Source organism: Haloarchaeobius sp. FL176 (genome assembly GCF_024609245.1).
Taxonomy (GTDB): domain Archaea; phylum Halobacteriota; class Halobacteria; order Halobacteriales; family Natrialbaceae; genus Haloarchaeobius.
Window position 1 is genome coordinate 20,092 of the sequence record NZ_JANJYH010000006.1, and the last position, 20,305, is coordinate 40,396.

At 67.7% G+C, this 20,305-nt stretch carries 23 protein-coding genes; 9 read left to right on the top strand and 14 right to left on the bottom strand.

Annotated features, from left to right (window positions below; genetic code table 11):
- Positions 1 to 72: 72 nt before the first annotated feature.
- The 3 genes from NO978_RS12705 to NO978_RS12715 all read right to left on the bottom strand — a co-directional run bounded on the left by NO978_RS12705 (position 73) and on the right by NO978_RS12715 (position 3,871).
- A complete protein-coding gene (locus NO978_RS12705; protein ID WP_257299965.1) occupies positions 73 to 1,812 on the bottom strand; it encodes a hypothetical protein in 1,740 nt (579 codons plus the stop codon).
- 88 nt (positions 1,813 to 1,900) lie between these two features.
- Complete coding sequence (locus NO978_RS12710) at positions 1,901 to 2,941, bottom strand: hypothetical protein (protein WP_257299966.1); 1,041 nt, start codon at positions 2,939 to 2,941, stop codon at positions 1,901 to 1,903.
- A gap of 51 nt (positions 2,942 to 2,992) precedes the next feature.
- Complete coding sequence (locus tag NO978_RS12715) at positions 2,993 to 3,871, bottom strand: hypothetical protein (protein ID WP_257299967.1); 879 nt, start codon at positions 3,869 to 3,871, stop codon at positions 2,993 to 2,995.
- A gap of 180 nt (positions 3,872 to 4,051) precedes the next feature.
- On the opposite strand from NO978_RS12715, the gene NO978_RS12720 reads away from it, so the two are divergent.
- The 3 genes from NO978_RS12720 (at position 4,052) to rbcL (ending at position 7,208) form a co-directional block, all read left to right on the top strand.
- A complete protein-coding gene (locus NO978_RS12720) occupies positions 4,052 to 5,038 on the top strand; it encodes a Gfo/Idh/MocA family protein (RefSeq protein ID WP_257299968.1) in 987 nt (328 codons plus the stop codon).
- 23 nt (positions 5,039 to 5,061) lie between these two features.
- On the top strand, positions 5,062 to 5,844 hold the full coding sequence (locus tag NO978_RS12725; protein WP_257299969.1) for an HAD-IIA family hydrolase: 783 nt from the start codon (positions 5,062 to 5,064) through the stop codon (positions 5,842 to 5,844).
- Between the two features lie 95 nt (positions 5,845 to 5,939).
- Positions 5,940 to 7,208, top strand: coding sequence for a type III ribulose-bisphosphate carboxylase (gene rbcL / locus NO978_RS12730; RefSeq protein WP_257299970.1), 1,269 nt, complete (start codon positions 5,940 to 5,942; stop codon positions 7,206 to 7,208).
- A gap of 15 nt (positions 7,209 to 7,223) precedes the next feature.
- Here the strand turns inward: rbcL and NO978_RS12735 are convergent, their stop codons facing one another.
- Positions 7,224 to 7,904: a class I SAM-dependent methyltransferase gene (locus tag NO978_RS12735; RefSeq protein ID WP_257299971.1), complete on the bottom strand. Its 681-nt coding sequence runs from the start codon at positions 7,902 to 7,904 to the stop codon at positions 7,224 to 7,226.
- Between the two features lie 118 nt (positions 7,905 to 8,022).
- Here NO978_RS12735 and NO978_RS12740 point away from each other — a divergent pair, with 118 nt between their 5' ends.
- Positions 8,023 to 8,196, top strand: coding sequence for a hypothetical protein (locus tag NO978_RS12740; protein ID WP_257299972.1), 174 nt, complete (start codon positions 8,023 to 8,025; stop codon positions 8,194 to 8,196).
- On the opposite strand, the gene NO978_RS12745 is transcribed toward NO978_RS12740, so the two are convergent.
- The 6 genes from NO978_RS12745 to NO978_RS12770 all read right to left on the bottom strand — a co-directional run bounded on the left by NO978_RS12745 (position 8,197) and on the right by NO978_RS12770 (position 14,349).
- The gene (locus tag NO978_RS12745) at positions 8,197 to 8,895 is read right to left on the bottom strand and encodes a hypothetical protein (protein WP_257299973.1); all 699 of its coding nucleotides are present in this window, start codon (positions 8,893 to 8,895) and stop codon (positions 8,197 to 8,199) included. It lies immediately after the preceding gene.
- Positions 8,896 to 8,964: 69 nt separating this feature from the next.
- Entirely contained in the window at positions 8,965 to 9,573 is a 609-nt protein-coding gene (locus NO978_RS12750; protein WP_257299974.1) for a class I SAM-dependent methyltransferase, read from the bottom strand.
- 146 nt (positions 9,574 to 9,719) lie between these two features.
- Positions 9,720 to 9,914, bottom strand: coding sequence for a cold-shock protein (locus tag NO978_RS12755; protein ID WP_089731634.1), 195 nt, complete (start codon positions 9,912 to 9,914; stop codon positions 9,720 to 9,722).
- Positions 9,915 to 10,084: 170 nt separating this feature from the next.
- Entirely contained in the window at positions 10,085 to 11,941 is a 1,857-nt protein-coding gene (locus tag NO978_RS12760; RefSeq protein WP_257299975.1) for a halocyanin domain-containing protein, read from the bottom strand.
- A 77-nt stretch (positions 11,942 to 12,018) separates the two neighbouring features.
- Complete coding sequence (locus NO978_RS12765) at positions 12,019 to 13,788, bottom strand: acyl-CoA dehydrogenase family protein (RefSeq protein WP_257299976.1); 1,770 nt, start codon at positions 13,786 to 13,788, stop codon at positions 12,019 to 12,021.
- A 72-nt stretch (positions 13,789 to 13,860) separates the two neighbouring features.
- Entirely contained in the window at positions 13,861 to 14,349 is a 489-nt protein-coding gene (locus NO978_RS12770; RefSeq protein ID WP_257299977.1) for a metal-dependent hydrolase, read from the bottom strand.
- Between the two features lie 92 nt (positions 14,350 to 14,441).
- On the opposite strand from NO978_RS12770, the gene NO978_RS12775 reads away from it, so the two are divergent.
- Together NO978_RS12775 and NO978_RS12780 are read left to right on the top strand one after the other, a co-directional pair.
- The gene (locus tag NO978_RS12775; RefSeq protein WP_257299978.1) at positions 14,442 to 15,554 is read left to right on the top strand and encodes a mechanosensitive ion channel family protein; all 1,113 of its coding nucleotides are present in this window, start codon (positions 14,442 to 14,444) and stop codon (positions 15,552 to 15,554) included.
- A 59-nt stretch (positions 15,555 to 15,613) separates the two neighbouring features.
- Positions 15,614 to 15,736 carry a hypothetical protein gene (locus NO978_RS12780; RefSeq protein WP_257299979.1) on the top strand — a complete coding sequence of 41 codons (123 nt, stop codon included), beginning with the start codon at positions 15,614 to 15,616 and terminating at the stop codon, positions 15,734 to 15,736.
- Here NO978_RS12780 and NO978_RS12785 read toward each other — a convergent pair whose 3' ends face one another.
- Positions 15,737 to 16,144 (bottom strand): plastocyanin/azurin family copper-binding protein, encoded by a 408-nt coding sequence (locus NO978_RS12785; protein ID WP_257299980.1) that lies wholly within the window; start codon positions 16,142 to 16,144, stop codon positions 15,737 to 15,739.
- 107 nt (positions 16,145 to 16,251) lie between these two features.
- Here NO978_RS12785 and NO978_RS12790 point away from each other — a divergent pair, with 107 nt between their 5' ends.
- Entirely contained in the window at positions 16,252 to 17,322 is a 1,071-nt protein-coding gene (locus NO978_RS12790) for a succinylglutamate desuccinylase/aspartoacylase family protein (RefSeq protein ID WP_257299981.1), read from the top strand.
- A gap of 298 nt (positions 17,323 to 17,620) precedes the next feature.
- Here NO978_RS12790 and NO978_RS12795 read toward each other — a convergent pair whose 3' ends face one another.
- The 3 genes from NO978_RS12795 to NO978_RS12805 form a co-directional block, all read right to left on the bottom strand.
- Entirely contained in the window at positions 17,621 to 17,821 is a 201-nt protein-coding gene (locus NO978_RS12795; RefSeq protein ID WP_257299982.1) for a heavy-metal-associated domain-containing protein, read from the bottom strand.
- Between the two features lie 83 nt (positions 17,822 to 17,904).
- Positions 17,905 to 18,387 (bottom strand): Lrp/AsnC family transcriptional regulator, encoded by a 483-nt coding sequence (locus NO978_RS12800; RefSeq protein WP_257299983.1) that lies wholly within the window; start codon positions 18,385 to 18,387, stop codon positions 17,905 to 17,907.
- A gap of 171 nt (positions 18,388 to 18,558) precedes the next feature.
- Positions 18,559 to 19,131 carry a peroxidase-related enzyme gene (locus NO978_RS12805; protein ID WP_257299984.1) on the bottom strand — a complete coding sequence of 191 codons (573 nt, stop codon included), beginning with the start codon at positions 19,129 to 19,131 and terminating at the stop codon, positions 18,559 to 18,561.
- Positions 19,132 to 19,428: 297 nt separating this feature from the next.
- Between NO978_RS12805 and NO978_RS19985 the strand changes: the two genes are divergently transcribed.
- Complete coding sequence (locus tag NO978_RS19985) at positions 19,429 to 19,560, top strand: plastocyanin/azurin family copper-binding protein (RefSeq protein ID WP_369684142.1); 132 nt, start codon at positions 19,429 to 19,431, stop codon at positions 19,558 to 19,560.
- Between the two features lie 88 nt (positions 19,561 to 19,648).
- Positions 19,649 to 20,293, top strand: coding sequence for a uracil-DNA glycosylase family protein (locus NO978_RS12810; protein WP_257299985.1), 645 nt, complete (start codon positions 19,649 to 19,651; stop codon positions 20,291 to 20,293).
- Positions 20,294 to 20,305: the final 12 nt, after the last annotated feature.

The following is a 20,305-nucleotide window of genomic DNA, read 5'->3' on the forward strand; positions in this document are numbered from 1 at the left end:
TAGATTACGGTTCGCCTCTCACGGATATTAACGTTCGGTACGACCGTGCGACAGGAGTCGCACCGAGCCCGCTCAGAAGAGTCCCTTGATCGCGCCGACGATGCGTCCGACGAGCCCCGGCGAATCATCGCTGTCCGCCGTCGCTGCCCCGTCGTCCGCCGCCGAATCCTCGGTCGCCGTCGTGGATTCGGCCGCCGCCGTCGGGTCGCCTCCGGTCCGTGCCGTCGGTTCGTCTCCGGTCGCCTCGTCAGCGGCCGCCGTGGCGTCGACAGGCTCCGGCTCCGCGGTCGCCGGCTCTGGAGTCACCGTCTCGGACGGCTCGGTGCCGGACTCCGCCGGGGCGGCTGGCGCATCCGCCGGTGTGTCGGCTCCCGCCGCTTCCTCGCTCTCGGCGGACCCGCTGGTCGGTTCCACTGCTGGGTCGGGAGCAGTGTCGGCCGAGCCGGCTGCCGGGTCCGCCGCCACTTCGGCGTCTGCCGCAGGTTGCTCGGGCTCGGCCGCGTCCGCTGGCCCCTCGTCCACCGACTCGTCTGCGGACTCCGCCGGTGGGTCTGCTGCGGCGGTCTCTGCCGTCTCCGCGCGTGCCGGCTCCGGGTCTGCGGTGACGAATCCGCCGTCGTCGTCCGCGTCGACGGAGCCACTCTCCGCCGTTGCCTGCTCGTCAGTCACCGGCGTCGGCTCCGCCTCCGTGGCAGGCTCGGGCTCGGCAGGTGCAGCGGGTTCGGGTTCTGCCTCTGTGGCAGGCTCGGGCTCGGCAGGTGCAGCGGGTTCGGGCTCTGCCTCCGTGGCAGGCTCGGGTTCCGGTTCCGCGGCCGGTTCACCAGTCGTTTCGTCCGTGGCTCCGGTGGTGTCCGCCCCGACCAGGTCCTCGACAGTCTTGCCGGTGGACTCGATCTCGACGCTTCCCTCGCCCCCGGCGTTCGCGTCCTCCTCGATGGTCGAGAAGATGTCCTCGAGCCCGGTCTCGACCGTGGGCTCGTCGGCCGTCTCCGCCGTGTCGTCGCCGCCGGAGCCTTCCAGGTCGACGTTGCTGAGGTCGGAGCCGCCCCTCCCGAGCCAGCCCTCGGTGGATTCGTCGACGCCGATGTCGCCGTCGCTTTCGTCGGCTGCCTCGCTCGATTCGTCCCCGGCGGTGGCCTCGACGGCGGGCTCCTCGACTGCCTGTCCCGAGGCGAACTCGGCGGGGCTGTGCTCGTGGAGGAGCGGTTCGCCGAAGCACTCGATGCCGTCGCCGTAGTGCTCTTCGAGCGCGTCGAGACGGTCGCCTTCGAGCAGGACGAACCGCCAGCGGTCCTCGGCCCAGTCCGACAGCATCACGAAGGTGAGCGGAACACCGTCGAGCAGCTCGTTCTGGACGGCTGCAACGAGCGCGGGGTAGTTCTGCTCGCCGAGGGCGGTCTCCGGGTACTCGAAGGTGGTCGTCCGGACGTTCCCGTTCGGGTCCTCGAGCGCGATACGGAACGGCTGGGAGGGATCGGCTCCGGAGTCCAGCGGCTCGCCGCTGTCGTCCAGGAAGTACATGGAGAACCCGAACGCGCCCATGACCGTGTTGAGCTGCTGGGGAACGACCCGGTTCGAGTAGTCACGCGGGGCGTCGATACCGCGGGTCGCCGTGGCGAGCACGCGATGTGTCTGGTCGTATAGGTTCTTGGGTGTCGGCTCACCGTCCAACGACTCCAGTACGATTCGGCCCACCGACACATCGTCGGGTGGGTCGGTGACACCGTACACCTCGCAGATATCTTCGTCGGAGAGGCCGCACCGCCGGAGTACAGTGACGTGGTGTGAGACGAGATCCTCGGGACTGCCCATGCTCCAAGTGACCAGTCAACCGTTCTTAGGCGTGTCGGCCAACCGGTCGGTCAGCAGGACGACAGATGTGTAAAACGAAATTATATTTTCAGCTGTCCGGTCCGTCGCCCGACTCGTCCGCCACCTCGCCCGGGGCGGCGATGGGCTCTTCGTCGACCTCGCCGCGAGCCACGATGGGGTCCTCCTCGACCTCGCCGCGAGCCACGATGGGCGGCTCGTCCAGGGCCGGACCGGGGGGCTCGCCCGGCGGTGCGTCCAGCGCTGGCCTGTCTGCTGGGGCATCGAGTGCGTTGGTCGGGTGGGGGTCGCCGGTATCCTCGACGTGGCCCGGCGCGACGATTGGGTCCTCTTCCACTTCGCCACGGGCCACGATGGGGTCCTCCTCGACCTCGCCGGGTGCGGCTACCGGTGGCTCGTCGAGCGGTGGCCCCGCCGGCTCCGACGGTGCCGCGTCGAGCGCACGCTGGGAAGTCGCCCCGTCGAGCGGCGTCGGCTCCTCGTCGTCGGTCGCTGCTTGCTCGATGGCGTCGAGCACCTCGTCGACGCTCCGGTCGGCGACCACCCGCTTCGGTCCCCCACCCGGTGGCGCGAGCTCCGTCCCAGTGTCCCGGTACACCGGTGGCAGGTGGTCGGCGGGGTCGAGCGTCCGGTCGGCAGGCTGGTCGGTGTGGAACGTCGCCAGCCCCTCCAGGTCGGCGTACTGGCCGAACTGCTCTTTGACGCCGGCCAGCCGACGAGTCTCGACGACGACGAACCGCCATCGGTCGTCGTCCGCCAGCCTGACGACACGGTAGCTGCCGTCGAGTACGGCGCGTTCGACCGCAGCGATGCGCTCGAACAGGCTGCCCTCCGCGTCCGCGATTGCGGCCGCGGCGTCGCTGCGCCCGAGGCCCCGAAGCACGGCACGGAGTGCCGCCGCCACCGCCGCACCGTCGGCGTCACCGGGGCAGTCCACGCCGCGGTCGGAGCCCGCGAGTGTCGCCAGCAGTCGCGCGTGTCGGGCCCGGGACGACGGCAGCTCGAACAGCGTCTCGACGGGTCCTCCCGTGTCCTCGCCCAGGCGGATCTCTCGCTCGCTCAACCCCAGCCCCCGGCAGATCGCCACGTACCTGGATGCGTCACGGCTCATGTGATACTGCCCCACACGGCCCTCGGGGAGAAAAAGGTAGTCCCGGCCGCCTCAACTGGACAGAATCGACCGGATTCTGCTCGCAATACCGCCCCCGCCGTCACCGTCGTCTTCGTCGTCGTCGTCTTCGACGTCCGTCTCGGTGTCGGACTCCGCCGACGTGGTCGGTTCTGGTGCCGTCGTCTCGTCGTCCTCGTCCGACACGTCTGCCTCGTCGAACGTCGCCGAGAGCGTCGAGTCGCTGTCGATTTCGGGAGCGTCGTCCTCCTCCGGCTCCTCGGGAGAGGCCTCCGTCGCGGGGTCGGTGGTACCCGGTTCGTCGGCCTCGTCCGTCGTCGCCTGCCCCGTGTCGCCCCACGAGGGCGACTGCGACGACGATGCTTCGTCGTCCGATTCGAAGGAGAACCCGTCCTCGTCCAGGTCGGATTCACTCGAACCCTGCTCGGCTGCCGTCGCCGTCTCGGGACTGCTCGTCGACGTCTCGGAGTCCGGTGGCGCGGTATCGTCGGCGGCTGCAGTGTCGTCTTCGGACGCCTCCTCGTCTGCTTCGGTCTGGACCCAGAGGAAGCCGTCCTCCTCCTCGCGCTCGGGGAGCAGGAGCGTGTCGAACAGCTCGTCGTCGGCGGCGATGGCGTCGTCGACCTCGTCGACGTGCTCGACCTCCTCGTCGGCGCTCGCGATGATCTCCTCCGGGGATTCGTCGCTGAGCTCCTCGAACGGGTCCGCTTCGTCCACCGTGTCGTCTTCCTCCTCGGCCACCTCCGCGCTGAGCTGCTGGAACAGCTCGTCGGCGGTCGTGTCCTCGATCTCGTCGCGACCGCCCGTGCCCTCGGGGGTCGCTTTCTCGTCAGTCGGTTCGTCCTCGCCGCCATCGTCGCCTGAGGACGCGAAGAGATCGTCGATGTCGAGGTCGGCCTCGTCACCACCCATGCGAGACGACCCTGAGCCCATCGTCCTGTCGGTCATCTGGAGATGTGGAAACCTCGGACTCCACACAATTAAATTTTTGCTATATGCCAAGACCAATTTGAAAAGTTAAATTGGGGGCCTGATCCTCCAAACTCCTCCGGGTCAGTAGGTGTTAAACCGACGGGAACTGAAGCCCGACGTATGCGTTTCGGCGTACTTTCGACGGCGAACATCGGACGGAAGGCAGTGATTCCGGGGATCAGGACCGCGGGTCACGAGGTGACTGCCATCGCCTCCCGCTCTGCGGAGCGGGCGGATACAGTTGCGGCTGACCTCGACATCGAACGGTCGTACGGCTCCTACCGGGAACTGCTCGGCGACGAGGCGCTCGACGCCGTGTACATCCCGCTCCCGAACGCCCACCACGACGAGTGGACTCGGGCGGCGGCCGACGCGGGGCTCGACGTGCTCTGCGAGAAGCCACTGGCGGTCGACGCCGACGAGGCACGGGCCCTCGGTGACTACTGCGACGACGCCGGCATCACGCTGATGGAGGCGTTCATGTACCGCTATCACCCGAAGACCGAGCGCGCGGCGGAGGTCGTCGCCGACGAGCTCGAGAACGTCCGCGGCGCGTTCGCGACCTTCCAGTTCCCGTTGCGCGGTCGACCGGACGACATCCGGCTCGACGCCGACCTCGCCGGCGGCTCGCTGATGGACGTCGGCTGCTACGCCGTCAGCGTGCTCCGGACGCTGCTCGGCGAACCCGACAGGGTACGCGCTCGAACGCTCGACACCCGGGACTGCGGTGTCGACACACATCTCGCTGGCACGTTCGAGTACGGGGGCGCGACCGCTCAGCTCTCCTGTAGCTTCGACACCTGCGCCGAGCAGCGCTACCGCGTCGAGGCCGAGAACGGCTGGCTCGAGGTCGACGGCGCGTTCAACCCCAGCGACGCCGGCGAGCCACAGTCCATCACCTACCAGGTCGACGGCCGGCAGGTCACCGAGACGTTCGACCCGGTGGACCAGTACGCGGAGCAGGTGCGCCACTTCGTCGACTGCGTCGAATCCGGTCGACGACCCCGGACCGACGCCGACGAAGCTGTCGCCAACATGGCGGCCATCGACGCACTGTACGAGAGCGCCGACACCGGCGAGGCCGTCGACCTGGCGACCACTCAATAGCCTCCGGCCCCCAGTTTCGGCTGATGACCAGCTTCGACGGCGTCGTCCTCGACGTCGACGGTACGGTGCTCCGCGGCGACCGAGCCCTCCCGGACGCCCCAGGCGCGGTCCGGTCGCTCCGGGACGCCGGTCTCGACCCGCTGTTCGTCACGAACAACCCGACGCGTACCGCCGGCGCGTACGCCGAGCGACTCGTCCGTGCGGGCGTCGACACGACCGCCGCACAGGTGCTGACCGCCGGCGAAGTGACTGCGGGCTATCTCGTCGAATGCCACCCCGACGCGGACCTGTTCGTCGTCGGCGAGGACGGCCTCCGGGAGCAGTTGCGCGAGCGGGACCTCCGCTTGACCGCGGACCCGGACGCGGCTGACGTCGTCGTTGCTTCGGTCGACCGTGAGTTCCACTACGACGACCTGCGGGACGCCTTCTGGGCGCTCTCAGACGGTGACGTGCCGCTCGTCGGCACCGACCCGGACCGGGTCGTGCCCGCAGCCGAGCGCGACGTGCCTGGGTCGGGTGCCATCGTCAACGCCGTCGCGGACGTGGCCGGCTGCGACCCCGAGGCCGTGCTCGGGAAACCGCACCCCGCCACCCGGGCGACGGCGCTCGACCGGCTCGGCGTGCCTGCCGAGCGGTGCCTGGTCGTAGGCGACCGACTCGACACAGACATCGCGTTCGGTGCCAACGCCGGGATGACGACCGTCCTCGTGCTCTCCGGGGTCACGGACCGCGCAGCGCTCGCCAGCAGCGACGTGGAGCCGGACCACGTCGTCGAGTCGCTGGCGGCCGTCCCCGAGCTGCTCTGACGGCACGGGCGAGGGGATGACCGCCCGCAGCCGTGTGACACTAACCCACACACAGCAAGTTCCAAATAGCTGGCAGGGAAACAGTACGGATTCCCATGACTGGAATCGAGTACGACGACTTCCTGGACCTCGACTACGAACCGACCGACACCGACCTTGTCTGCGAGTTCACCATCGCACCCGCCAGCGACATGTCGATGGAGGCCGCCGCCTCGCGGGTCGCCTCCGAGTCCTCGAACGGAACGTGGGCCGCACTCCACGTCGACGAAGCCGAACTCACCGACCTCTCCGCGGTGGCCTGCGACATCCGCGAGAACGCCGGGGCCGGCGGCAACGTCACCGTCGCCTACCCCGCCGACCTGTTCGAGGACGGCTCGATGGCCCAGATCCTCTCCTGCATCGCGGGCAACATCATGGGCATGAAGGCCGTCGACAGCATCCGGCTGGAGGACTGCAAGTGGCCGGAGACGCTCGTCGACGGCTTCCCCGGCCCACAGTTCGGCACGGCCGTGGCTCGCGAGAAGCTGGACGCGGGCGACCGACCGGTCCTCGCGACGGTTCCGAAGCCGAAGGTCGGCCTCTCCACCGACGCCCACGTCGACATCGCCGAGCAGGCCTGGCGCGGCGGGGTCGACCTCCTGAAGGACGACGAGAACCTCACCGACCAGTACTTCAACCCGTTCGAGGACCGCGTCGAGCGCTCGCTCTCGGTCGCCCGCGAACTCACCGAGGAGACCGGCGAGAAGAAGGACTACCTCGTCAACATCACCGCCGAGACGGACGAGATGGTCCGCCGCGCCGAGTTCGTCGCCGACCAGGGCGGCGGCTTCATCATGGTCGACGTGGTGACGGCGGGCTGGTCGGCCGTTCAGACGGTGCGGGACGTCGCCGAGAAGCACGACCTCGCTATCCACGCCCACCGCGCGATGCACGCCGCCTTCGACCGGATGGACCACCACGGCGTCTCGATGCGCACCCTCGCACAGGTCGCCCGCCTCTGCGGCGTCGACCACATCCACACCGGCACGGCCGGTCTCGGCAAGCTGGAGAACGAGGACACGCCCGGCATCAACGCCTGGCTGAAGTCCGACCTCTACGACACGAACGACGTGCTGCCGGTCGCCTCCGGCGGGCTCCATCCGGGTGTCATCGACGCTCTCATCGACGCGCTCGGGACCGACATCGCCATCCAGGCGGGCGGCGGCATCCACGGGCACCCCGACGGTACGGAGGCCGGTGCCCGTGCGCTCCGACAGTCCGTCGAGGCGTCGATGCAGGGACTCTCGCTGCGGGACCACGCCGACGCCGGCAACCCGGAGCTGGCAGCCGCGCTCGACAAGTGGGGCGCGGAGACGCCGCGGTGAGGCCCCGCGAACACCTCACGGCTCCAGCCGGGCGAAGATGAACAGCTTCTCCGCGTCGTCGGAGTCCGCGGCGACGAGGCGGCTCGTCTTCTCGTCGTCGCCGAGGCCGTCGACGACGCCGACGGTCTCGTACACGGTGAAGCCGGCGTCCTCGAGGTGCGCGGTGCTGCGGTCGAGACCGAAGATGTCCCACTCCATCGGCGCGCCACCCGCCAGCCAGTCGTCGTTCCGGCCGGCCCAGTCTTCCGTGCCGGTGGTGACCATCGCGATACCTCCCGGACACAGCACCCTGGCGAACTCCTCGTACACGGCGGGTGTCTCTTCTGCGGGCACGTGGATGACGGAGTAGAACGCTCCGACGGCCGCGAACGCGCCGTCAGCGAACGGCAGTGCGGTCATATCACCCTGGACGACCCGCCCGGGCGCGACCTCGTTAGCCAGGGTCGCCTGCGACCGCGAGAAGTCGAGCCCCGCCACCGGGCGTTCGTCAACCAGGGGTTCCAGGGCGCTCGCACCGTCGCCGCAGCCGGCGTCGAGGACTCGCCCCGGCGGGGCGTCGCTCCGAAGTCGGTCGAGCAGTGCGTCGTTCTCGTTCCCCTCGCGCTCGGCAGCGTAGGTGTCGGCGAGTTCGTCGTAGCCGCGTCGGACCAGCTCGCGCCCCGCGAGTCCGTCCGGCGCTTCGTCGTCTGTGGTCACGTTCGTTCGACCGTGCGGCGGCCTCAAGGACGTTTCCCACCCAGGACACACGAACTCGTGTGCGAACGGGCCGCACGTCCGGGGTGGGTACTTCTCCGTCGTCGCCGTCGGTCACGGTATGCGAATCGAGTCGGACCCACTGACCTGCGAGAACTGCGGCGAGCTCGACCACGGCGACGTGGAGACGGTGGCCGACGTACCGAAACTGGACCCCGACAGCTACGCCGTCGAGGGCGAAGGCACCGACGTGTACGTCTGTGGCGGTTGCGGGACGGTCGTCGGGGTGCAGTGATCAGGCCCGTCCTAGGCGGACGGCCATCGCCGCGACGAGTGCCAGGAGGGCTGCACCCACGGTGAAGCCGGGGGTGGACCCCCCGTCCGACCGGTTAGCCGTGGTGTCCGTCGGGGCGTCACCCGCGGTCACCGTGTCGGTTCCATCGTCGTGCTCAGAGCCATCAACCGTGTCTGCTTCGTCCGCGAGCGTCGCTGCGATGCGCTCGGCCCGGGTCTCGTTTTGTGCGCTGAACACGAACCGCGGGTCCTCCTCGAACTCGCCGCTCTCGATGGAGTCAGCCAGCGCCGGACCGAGTGCGTGCCAGGCGGTCACGTTCCCGTCGACGACGGTCAGCAGACAATACCCCGGGTCGTCGGGCGACCCCTCCCACTCGCAGTTCGTGACTCCGGTGGTCGTGAAACCGTTCTCGACGAGCGTCGTGGTGAACGACTCGGCTCCCGTCTGGGTCAGGGTCACCGGTATCTCGTACGGGCTAGCAGTGCCGTATTCGGGTTCGCCGACGGTTTCGAGGTCCTCGGCTGTCAGGAGCGTCTCGTTCTCGTACCCGTCGTCGGTCGGGTAGTGTGCGAGAATCGTGGCGTTCGTCTCGGCGGACTGACTCGTGGTCGAGACGCCAGCGACCACGCCCAGGCTGGCGGCTAACAGCAGGACTGCGACCGCTAGAGGGACCATGTGGTGGAGGCGGATTCGCGTCACAGGCCGGTATTTGTCATCAGTACGTTATAAGAAACACGGTTCGACACCACTGGCGAGACCGAACACTGCTCACCGACGCTCGCACATGACGAACGTCACGGACTCGCCGAGGCCGTCGGTGACGGTGCGCTCCCAGGCGACGTCGAACCCGGCGTCGTCGAGCAGCGAGAGCGTCCTGGCACGGCCCGGCGCGCTCCAGTACATGTCGACGCCGTCGCGGAGCCAGTTCGAACGCGTCCCGTCCATCGGCCGCTGAGAGACGTTCGTCAGGAGGCGACCGCCGGATTTCGTCGCCCGGGCGAACTCCTGGTACACCTCGCCGTGGCGGGTCCGGTCGACGTGGAAAACTGCGTAGTAGGCCACGACGCCCGCCACGCTATCGTCGGCGAGCGGGAGTGCCGTCATGTCACCCTGCACGCGCTCGACGGCGGGAACGCGCTCGCCCGCAAGCTGGAGCTGTGCCGCCGAGATGTCGAGCCCGACGACGCGCCGGGTGTCGACGATGTGCGCGGCCGTCCGCCGAGCGTCCCCACAGCCGGCGTCGAGTATCGGCCCCCGGACCGAGAGCCCGTCGAGCAGGTCGTCGAAGAGGTCGGTCTCCGGGCCGTCGGTCCGCCGGAACTCGCCGTACGCCTCTCCGACGGCGTCGTAGGCCTCCCTGACCGCGTCTGGGTCCATACTCGTCGTAGGTGTCGAACCGACTAAACCGGCGTGCCAACGTGGTCGCCACTCGGCGACGGACGGTGGAGTCACCGCGAGCGTCGCGACTGTCGAGTGTAGCGTCGAAAGAAGTGTCGCAGACTCAACTGCGAGAGTTTACGAAATTACGAGCGGACGACGTTCTTGGCCCGGGGGCCCTTCGGCGCGTCTTCGATGTCGAATTCGATCTCCTGTCCCTCCTCGAGGTCCGGTCCGCCAACGTCCTCCATGTGGAAGAAAACGTCCTCGTCCGCATCCTCAGTCTCGATGAAACCGTAGCCGCCTGTGTCGTTGAAGAAGTCAACCTTGCCGTTTGCCATTGCGAATAAAGAAATGCCGGGTATACGTATAAGGGTTCCGTGTTGTCTGTCCCGTGACAACCCGTTGTCGTGGGGTGAGCGGCCCGAAAACGTGTATTTCGTGCGATTTCGTGAATTTCTCGACGACGTGAGAAGTTCCCGATAAGGTGTTACCGCCGGTTCAGGTCGTCTCAGTCGTCCTCCAGCAGCCGTCTCCGGAGCAGGTAGCTCGCGCCCCCGAGCGCGGCGATCGTTCCAACGACGCCCGGCCCGGGACTCCCGCTGCTGCCCGATTCTCCGTCCGTGGCTGGTCCGTCGTCCATCCCGTCGTTGTCGTCGCCGGTGGTTGTTCCTGCCCGGGTGGCCGTGGCGGGAGCGAGGAGTTCGTCGTCGACAGTCTCGACGGCGACTGCCCCCTTCATCCCCGACGGCCGGTGTGGACGGCAGAAGTACCGCAGTACACCGGGGTCCGAGAGCGACGCAGAGACTGTGTGACCGGACTCGCTGGTGATTCGGCTGCTGACCGTCCCGTCCGTCGAGACCACGTTATGGTCGCCGCCACGGCCGGTCCACTCCCAGACGACGGTCGTGCCGGGGTCGACCAGTGCGGCGGCCGGCGAGAAGAGCATCCCGTCCTCGCCCGCACCGACCGCGATAGTCACCTCACTCCGCCCGCGCAGGTCGACGGTGCCGTCGTAGTTCCCGACGTTCGCGAACCAGTCGCCGTACCCGTCCGTCGGTCGGCTGGTCGTCTCCGTCGGCGTCGCCGTGGCGGTGGCCTCCTGGGGCTCGATGTCGAGCGTCTGCGGACCGGTCCCGGCCCACGTGTGATGGTGGTTGAGCACGCCGTCCGTCACGCGCTTCCCGTCGCTGGAGCCGTCCACGCCCGTCTCGACAGCGCGAACGCGGTCGTCCTCACCGCCGGTGAAGAGGATTCCGTCGACGACGATGGCCGAACCCTGCGTCGCGTTCTCGATGGGAGCCTCGTGAAGTCGCTCACGCCAGTTCACCGACCCGTCACTGCGGGCAACCGAGACCAGCTCCGCGTTCTGGTTGACGATGAAGACGGTGTCGCCGACCACGGTCGGGGACTGGTGACCGGCGGAGTACGTCGGGGCGTGCCACTCCTCTTCTCCCGTCCCAGCGTCGAGTGCACGCAGCCCCGTCTCGCGACTCCAACCCGTGATGTACACCGTCCCGTCCTTCGCCGTTGGCATCGCGAAGTCCTGGGCTCCCGGGAGTTCGGTCCGCCAGACCTGCTCCCCGGTCTCAGCGTCGAGCCCGTAGACGTACTCGTCGAGGGCACCGATGACGACGGTCCCGTCCACCACGATCGGCGAGGAGCAGGTGTCGATGCCGTCGACCCGCCACTCCTCCTCGCCGGTCGCGGCGTCGAACGAGGCGACCTTCCCACTCTCTGCCCCGCCGGTGGTGTAGGACCCGCTGTACACGCTCCCGTCGACGACGGCTGGGGACGCGCCCGAAATGCCAATCTCGTCGGCCCAGACCTCCTCGCCGGTCTCGGCGTCCAGTGCGTACATGCCGAGGTCGCGGCCGCTGACATAGACGGTCCCCTCGACGACCGTCGGGGACGACTGGACGTGTTTGTCCGTCTCGTAGCGCCAGAGTTCGGCACCCGTCTCGGCGTCCAGCGCGTAGAGGTTGTAGTCGTTCGCGCCGACGAACAGCCGACCGTCTTTCACCTGCGGCGAGGACCAGATTCCCTCGGCCTTGTTCGTCTGGGCTGGTTCCGGGCCGACCTCGAAGCGCCACCGCTCCTCGCCCGTCTCGGCGTCGACGGCGTACAGCAACCGGTTCGTCGACCCCACGTAGACGGTGCCCTCGACGACGGTCGGAGACGACCGGAACGAGCCGTTGCCCTCGAACGTCCAGAGTGTCTCGCCCCGGTAGGTGTCGCTGTGGCCGGGGGAGGACGATGTCGACGCAGGGTCGCCGGTTCGGTCGTGACTCCCGGTCACCGGTGCCCCGAGGGCCGCCGACCCCACGAGCACGCCCGCCGTCCGTAGCAGTTGTCTACGTCCTCTCATGTATACGAGACGAAGGGGGAAGTGCAGGCAAAAGACTTGTTGCCAATCTGGTACTCGAAGACGACCGAGACGTCAGATCAGTCGTCAGCCGGCGCGACGTCGACCAGGCTCGCGGGGTCGACCGATTCGTACCGGACGACGCTGTCGAAGTGCGCCAGTGCGAAGCGGTCGCCGTCGCCGATGCCGCGGTCGCCCCCCGACTCGCGGAGGTGCCGGTCCACGAACCGCTCGGCGACGAGTGCGGTCCGGGCGTCGTCCGATTCGTCGATTTCGGCCTGGCCCTCCCGGCAGAGCAGCGCGGCGGTGTAGACGTCGAACACGAGGTCCGCGAGCTCCTTCGCCTGGAGCTGGGCGTACTCGCCGTCCTCGGTCGCGAGCGCGGCCATCGCGGCACCGAGGTCCCCGTTGGCCGACTCGACTACTGACTTCGTCTCCGCGAGCGCGGGATGTTCGACGGCGTCGAGGTTCGCGCGGATCTCTGCGAGCAGCGGCTCGTGGGCGTCCTCGGACTCCAGCGCGCGGAGCAGGTCGAGCGAGAGGATGTTCGACGTGCCCTCCCAGATGGGGAGCACCTGTGCGTCCCGGAGCATCCGGTGGGTGACGAAGTCGTTCACGTAGCCGTTCCCGCCGAGTATCTCCATCGCGTACGAGGCGGTGTCGACGGACATCCGGGCGGTGCGGTATTTCGCGACCGGGACGAGTGCGCGCATCAACCGGTAGGCTTCGTCGTCGCCGGCCTCACGCTCTGCGAGCACACGGCCGGCGTCGAACGTGTACGCCGTCGCGGCCTCGTGGTCGACGGCCATGTCGACGAGGTCCCGTTTCATCAGCGGGTACTCCTGGATTGGCGAGCCGAACGCCTCCCGGTTTGCGGCGTGGACCTTCGCCTCCAGCAGACAGCGACCCATGATGGCGACCGACGCGGTCGCGTTCGAGAGGCGTTCGAGGTTCAACATGTCGGTCATGTACTTGAACCCGCGCTCCTCCTCGCCGACGAGGTAGCCCGTCGCGCCCTGTAGTTCGACCTCGCCCGTCGGGACCGAGATGGTTCCAAGCTTGTCCTTCAGCCGACGGTAGAGCTGGTCGTTCAGCTCGTCGGTCTCCCAGGCGTCGCCTTTCGTGTGTGGGACGAGGAACAGCGAGAGCCCCTTCGTGCCGTCGGGCGCGTCGGGTGTCCGGGCGAGTGCGAGCGTCCCTTCGGCATCGATGTTCGAGCAGAACCACTTCTCGCCGGTGAGCTCGTACTCGCGGCCCTCGACGTGCTCCGCGATGGTCTCGTTCGCGCCGACGTCGCTACCGCCCTGCTCCTCGGTGAGGAACATCGCTCCCTCGACGCAGTCGCCGTCGCGAGCGACGAGCCGCTCGTAGTACGAGTCGAGGACGTCGCCCTCGCCGTACTTGTCGAGCACGAGTGCGACCCCGCCGGTCATCGAGACGGGACAGGTAAAGCCGGGGTCGGCGTACGAGAGCAGGTACTCCATCGCGAGGTGGTGTGTCAGCGGCATCGGCCCCTCGCGGCCCGGCGGTGCCTCGAAGGCGTCCGCGACGATGCCCGCGCCGTAGGCGATGCGCTCGTTCTCGTACTGCTTCGGGTGGTACTCGACCTCGTTCTGGACGTTCCCGTGGGCGTCGTAGGTGTGGAGTTCGGGGCCGTGGTCGTCGACCGTGTCGGCGTTGTCGGCGACCGTCTGGCCGACGACCTCGCCGAACTCGTGGAGGCGTGGCTCGGCCCAGTCGTGCTCGTCGTCGTCGAGCACTCGGGCGACCTCCCGGCGGAACGTGTGGTCGAGGTCGAAGTAGTTCACGTGTCGGCCCGCCTCGAACGAGCCGTAGTCGATGGGGCCCATGGGTACATTTCCCACGGCAGCGGGCAAAAAACCGGGCAGAATAAACGGTGGGAAACCACACGCCAGTTCGCCTCACCCGACTCGACCGCCCACGACTGCCGCGACGACGGTGAGGAAGACACCGAGGGCGAGCAAGGCGGTGTTCGCGACCGTGCTGTCGGCGCGAGTCACCGAGAGCGAGTAGTTCCGGGAAGAGACCGGCCAGAACGGTGCGATGCCGGCGGGCGTCAGCACGTCTCCGACGAGGTGGGCGACGATGCCGTAGGTGCCGACGAACACGCCTGTCGCCCCGGCGACCCGCGGGTCGAGGCCGAGTGTCGGAGCCGAGACGTAGCTCGCGCCACCGAGGACGGTGCCGACGAGGAGGGCGAACGCCAGTGTGTGGGTCGGCCCCCGGTGTTCGACGAACGGGACGCGCAGGTCGTAGTCCGGCAGCGGCGCGAGCGCGAGCATCGCCGCGCCACCCAGCAGACAGACGGCGGGGTAGCCCGCGACCAACAGCGCGAACCCGACGGGTGCATAGAGCAGCAGCGAGACGCCGTAGTGTCCGGTCCGGTACATCTGTCGACTGGTTCGGCGTCCGGCCTCTCCAACGTTTCGTTGCTCCGTCGGGCGAGCGCAACCTAAATGCACGGTTCCGTCGTACGGGGTGTATGCTCGACCAGATTACGGACCTCCTCGCGGGGTACCCGCCGCTCCAGCGGACCGCGCTCGTCCTCGGCCTCTCGCTGGTGTGTGCCATCGTGTTGGAGTTCGTGGTGCTCAAGGCAGCCATGCGGTTCGTCAGCGGGACCGAGAGCACCGTTGACAACATCGTCGTGAGGGAGCTCCGCGTGCCGATCGTCGTCTCGGCGGTTCTGGGCGGGGTCTGGTTGCTGACGGGGCCAGGTGCGGTCGATACCGGCACCTTCGAGCCACAGCAGCTCAAGGACTTCTTCGGCCAGCCGGCCGCTTCCATCATCGTCCTCGTCTGGGCCCGGGCGCTGAACAACATCGTCAACCGCGCCGTCGAGGAGGTGAAAGACGAGGGCGGGCACTACGACTTCGCGCCCGTCTTCTCGAACGTCTGGACGCTGGTCGTCCTCGTCGGGTCGGCGTTCCTGCTGCTCACCATCTGGAACATCGAGATCACCCCGCTGCTCGGCGCGGCCGGGGTCGCCGGCATCGCCGTCGGCTTCGCTGCGAAGGACACCGTGGCGAACTTCTTCGGCGGCCTCGCGCTCTACTTCGACGACACGTACAAGATCGGCGACTACGTGGTGCTTGACACCGGCGACGCCGGCACCGTCGTCCGCGTCGGCATCCGGTCGACCACGCTGCTCACCCGCGACGAGGTGATGGTGACGGTGCCCAACTCCGTCCTGAACTCGGCGCGCATCATCAACGAGTCCGCGCCGCAGCGACGGAAACGCATCCGCATCCCGCTCAGTGTGGGCTACGGCACCGACCTCGACGAGTTCGAGGAGCTGGTCGTCGCGGTGTCCGAGGAAGAGTCGCTCGTGAAGGACTCCCCGAAGCCCCGGATGCGCTTCCGCGAGTTCGGCGACTCGGGGCTGGAGTACGAGCTGCTCTGCTGGGTGTCGAGCCCGAGCCGCGAGCAGAAGACACGTCACAGGCTCAACCGGACCATCTACAAGCGACTGCTGGAGGCGGACATCGAGATGCCGTTCCCGAAGCGCGACGTGACGCTCTCGCTCGCCGAGTCGGACCGGCGTGTCATCGCGGACGCGGACGGCCTCGCGACCGCCGAACCCGACGACGACTGACCGGACTGGCGAACCTGGAAGGGACAGCGTAGAAGTGGGTCCGGGGCGTCGGGATGGACATGTCGAGTTTCGTCGGCGTCCTCTACGACACGTTCGGCGCGTTCCTCATCCCGGCGACCGTGTTCGCCGTCGGCATCCTGTTCTACGGCGTGCTGGTCTGGCTGAACCGAATCGACCTCTGACTACTCCTCGACGATGATCTCGCCGGTCATCCCCTGCGCACGGTGCGGTGAGCAGTAGTACTCGTACGTACCGGGGGTCTCGAAGGTGTAGCTGTAGGAGTAGCCGGTGTCGTAGAACTGATTCTCACCGCCCTCGGTGCCGGGCCAGTCCGCGTCCTCCGGCTGGTTCTCGACGACGACGTTGTGGGTGTCGCTCTCCCACTCCCAGGTGACCTCCGTGCCGGGGGAGACGGTGAGGCTGTCCGGCTCGAAGACGAAGTTGTTGTCCGGACCGACCAGCACCGTGTTCTCGGGGACTTCGTCGCCCCCGTCGTCGTCGCCACCGCCCATACAGCCCGCAAGGGAGACAGCGAGGGTCGATGCACCGACACCAAGTAGTCTCCGTCGAGAGACTCGACTAGGTTCCATAGCAGTTTGGAGTTACCACCTCAGGACGAAAAAGGCTGGTAATTCGGCTCACTGCGCGGGTGTTCCGACCCTGTATTTTCTTGCCAGTGGCCAGTGAACTGGTCGGTATGCCAGACGGTGGTCCGCGACCGTTCCGGTTCGATGCCGAGGTCTCGCCCGGGGAGAAACGGCACTTCAAGCACGAGGTCGGGGAGACGTACCTCGGCGACCCTGTCGAGATACCTGTCACCATCGTCAACGGTACCCGGGACGGGCCGCGAGTGTTCTTCTCGGCGGCCATCCACGGTGACGAACTCAACGGCGTGAAGGTGGTTCAGGAGATCGCCGACCGGTACGAGCCCGCGGATATCCACGGCACGCTCGTCTGTCTCCACGTGCTCAACGTCCCCGGGTTCCTCGCCCAGCAACGCTACATTCCTATCTACGACCAGGACCTGAACCGGTCGTTCCCCGGCAAGAGCCACTCCAACACGGCGGAACGGATGGCCAGTGCCATCTATCGGACGTTCGTCTCGCAGTGCGACCTCGGCGTCGACTTCCACACCTCGACGCGCAACCGGACGACGATGTACCACGTCCGCGCCGACATGGGCAACGAAGCCGTCTCGCGGCTGGCCCACGCTTTCGGTGCGAACGTCGTCCTCTCGGGGGAATCAGAGCCGGGGATGCTCCGCTCCGTCGCCACCGCCGAGGGGACGCCCACGATCACCGTCGAGATGGGGAAGGCCCACCGCTTCCAGCGGCCGCTCATCGACCGGGCGCTGGAGGGCGTCGAGAGCGTCCTCGCGGAGTACGGCGTTCGCTCGGACCAGCCCGTCACCTGGCCGGGCTGGCGGAAGGTGATCGACTCCGCGAAGGAGAAGACGTGGCTACGGGCGGACTCGGGTGGTCTCGTGGACATGGAGTGGGGACCGTACCCCCTCGTTCACGAGGGCGACACCATCTGTACCGTCTCGGACCACTTCCGAACCGAGGAGCGCGTCGTCACGGCTCCCTTCACCGGTCTCATCGTCGGCATCCTGGAGAACCCGCTCGCACAGCCGGGCCACCCGCTCTGTCATCTGGTGCGTCTCGACGAGGAGACGACACGAGCCGTCGAGAACGAGATCGAACGGGGCGACGCCGGCGGCTATAGAGCGGATGGGTTGCGGTGGTCGGAGGACGGCGAGGCCGAGTGAGCGATTGCGAGGGAGGCCTCGTGGCGGAGCGGGGAGCGGAGAGACCCGCGGAGCAGGGTTGCAAGTGAGCGATAGCGAGGGAGGCCTCGTGGTGGAGCGGGGAGTGGAGCGACCTGCGGAGCAGGGTTGCAAGTGAGCGATAGCGAGGGCGCCCCGAGACGCGAGCGTCTCTGGAGCCGAACGTCTTCGACTTTCGGAAAACTCCGACAAGGACAGCACACGTTCGATCAGGAAACGGGGCGTGGCCGCCCCGCGCAGTCGCTCGACACGAGCGGTGAGCCCGGAACGAGGACTCGCCTCAGAGTGGTTCCGCGTCGTATCCCGCCATCTCTATCTTCTCGACGAGTTCGTCGACGGCGGTGTCGCCCTCGACCGTCGCGGTGGACTCGTCGACGTCCATCTCGACGCCGTCCACACCATCGGCCATCCGAATCGCCTTTTCGACGACTTCAGCGTGGGTCTCGTACGTCATTCCACGAACGCGGATTCGCGTCGCCATAGCGGTGTGTCGTCACCCGGGCATAGAACAGTTTTGGTCGACCCCCCGTCGCTGGCGGTACGTCGGCCCTGTGGACCGGCCGGTCACTGCCGGACGCTCTGTTCGAGTTCGGCGTCGGCGCTGTCGCTGTCTTTGATCTTCGGTCGCCACTCCGACTGGACGAGCAGGCTCACGTCGAAACGCTCGACGAGATCGAGGTCGACTCCGCCCGCGAGGAGTTCGCGAACGTCTCCCTTGGGGACGTTCGCGTTGAGGAACACTCGCGAGTCGGCGGTGAGGAACGCGTGTTCCACGTCTTCGAGCGCGGCGAAGCGGTCGGCGACGTCGGCGTCGACGGTCGGCGAGAGTTCGGCCTCGACGAGCACGGAGACGCCGTCGTTCAGCTTCGAACTATCAATGTCGATGGTGAACCGGCGGATGACGCCCATCTCGCGCAGGCTGTCGATTCTGTCGGAGACCGTCGGCGGGGACACGTCGACGATCTCCGCGATGTCGCTGTACGTCCTGCTCGCGTCCTCGAGGAGCAGGCGGAGGATCTGTAGGTCGGTGTCGTCCAGCTGGCGCATGTCAGACTGTGGTCTATTATCCACCATACACTTTTCGACATAGTTTGAGATTTTTACCTTAGTAAATTTAACCGAACGTGAGACAGGACGGCACTCGGTCCGGAAACCATGTCTGAGATGTCTCTTGGGTTCGGTTGTCCGTCCGGCAACGGGCGCGGAAGTGTGGGTGGACTACCTGCCCATCGTGTGGAACTCCGCGTTCGGCCGCATGTCGGCGAGATGTGCCATCCTGTTCGAGAGGTTGAAGAACGCGGCGACGCTCCCGATGTCCCAGATGGCCTCCCGGGAGAACCCGTGGTCGCGGAGCCGCTCGAAGTCGGTCTCGTCCACCTCGGCCGGCCGTTCGGTGAGCTTCACGGCGAGGTCGAGCATGGCGCGGTGGGCGTCGTTGAGGTCCGCGATGCGGTGGTTTGAGACGAGCTGGTCCGCGAGGTGCGGGTCGTCCGCGTAGATGCGGACGAGCGCGCCGTGGGCGACGTTGCAGTAGTAGCAGTCGTTCGCGCCGCTGACCGCGACGACGATCATCTCGACCTCCTCGCGCTCGAGCGCGGTGTCCTCGACGAGCGCGTCGTAGTAGTCGAAGAAGGCCCGGAAGTGCGATGGCTTGTAGCCGTACGCGAGGAACACGTTCGGGACGAAGCCGGAGCGTTCCTCCTCCGCGTCGATGCGCTCGCGCAGGTCATCGGGGAGTTCGTCGACCTCGGGAACGGGGAATCGCGTCATCGCGGGGATGTCGTCGCTCATACGCGCGACGACGGCGACCGGGACAATCAAACCATCGTCGTTCGGGATACCATGCTACATCTTGTCGCGGGCCGCGTCGCGTACCGTATGGCCCGATACTCGCGACGCGCACTGCTGGGGACCGTCCCGCTCGCGGCCGGTCTCGCTGGCTGTCTCGGCGGGGGGTAGCGGTGACGACGGCGGGTCGCTCTCGTTCTCACCGGCAAACATCGCGGTCCCGGCAGGGACGGTGGTCACGTTCGAGTGGGGCTCCGGCGGCCACACCGTCACGCCAGAGAATCAGCCCGACGGTGCCGAGTGGGGTGGAGTCCCGTCGACGGAGTCCGCTGGCTCCGTCCACGAGTTCACTTCGAGGTAGCCGGGACGTACCGTTACTACTGCGAACCGTACCGGGGCGCGGGGATGACGGGACAGGTCACCGTGGAGTGAGCGGCCACGGCGGTCGAGCCGCCACGGCTGGACGGCCGACCCTGTCCGAGCCGAGAACTTGATACCATCCCCTCGACTACCGGTTGGCGTGGAGAACGTAACGGACCGGGTGTCGAACCCGTTCGACATGCACCCGCCGCGGGAGTACCCGCCTGTCGACGACGGGCCGGACGGTGTCCCCGGGTACGGCGACGCGAACGCCGACTTCCACGTCGTCGGTGCGTCGCCCACCCAGCACGGCGGAGAGACGACGGGTGTCCCGTTCACGGAGACTGAGGGTGCGCGCCGACTGCAGGGTGTGCTGTACGACGTGGGGTTCCTCGCCGAACCGTACAGCGACGCGCCGGAGCCGACGAACCTCTTTGCGAGCTACCTGTTCATGCCGCGGTTGCCCGAGGGGCGCGAGCCGACCGACGCGGACTACGAGTTCATGGAGCGGTTCTTCGACGCGGAGTTCCGCGCCATCAACGCCCACATCATCCTCCCCGTGGGCGCGACTGCCATCGACCGGGTGCTGCGGGAGTACACCACGCTCAGGCGCCGGTTCCCGGACACCATCGACGACCGGGCGATACACGCGACCGAGGTCCGGGGACGCGGGTTCCTCGTTGTGCCGGTCGCCGACCCCGAGACGTGGGACGACGAGGAGGCGGAAGCGCTCCGGGAACGGCTGCGGGCCATCCTCGACTCGGACTACCGCCAGACGAAAGGCGTCGCGACGCTGGTCGGCTGAGACGGCCACTGA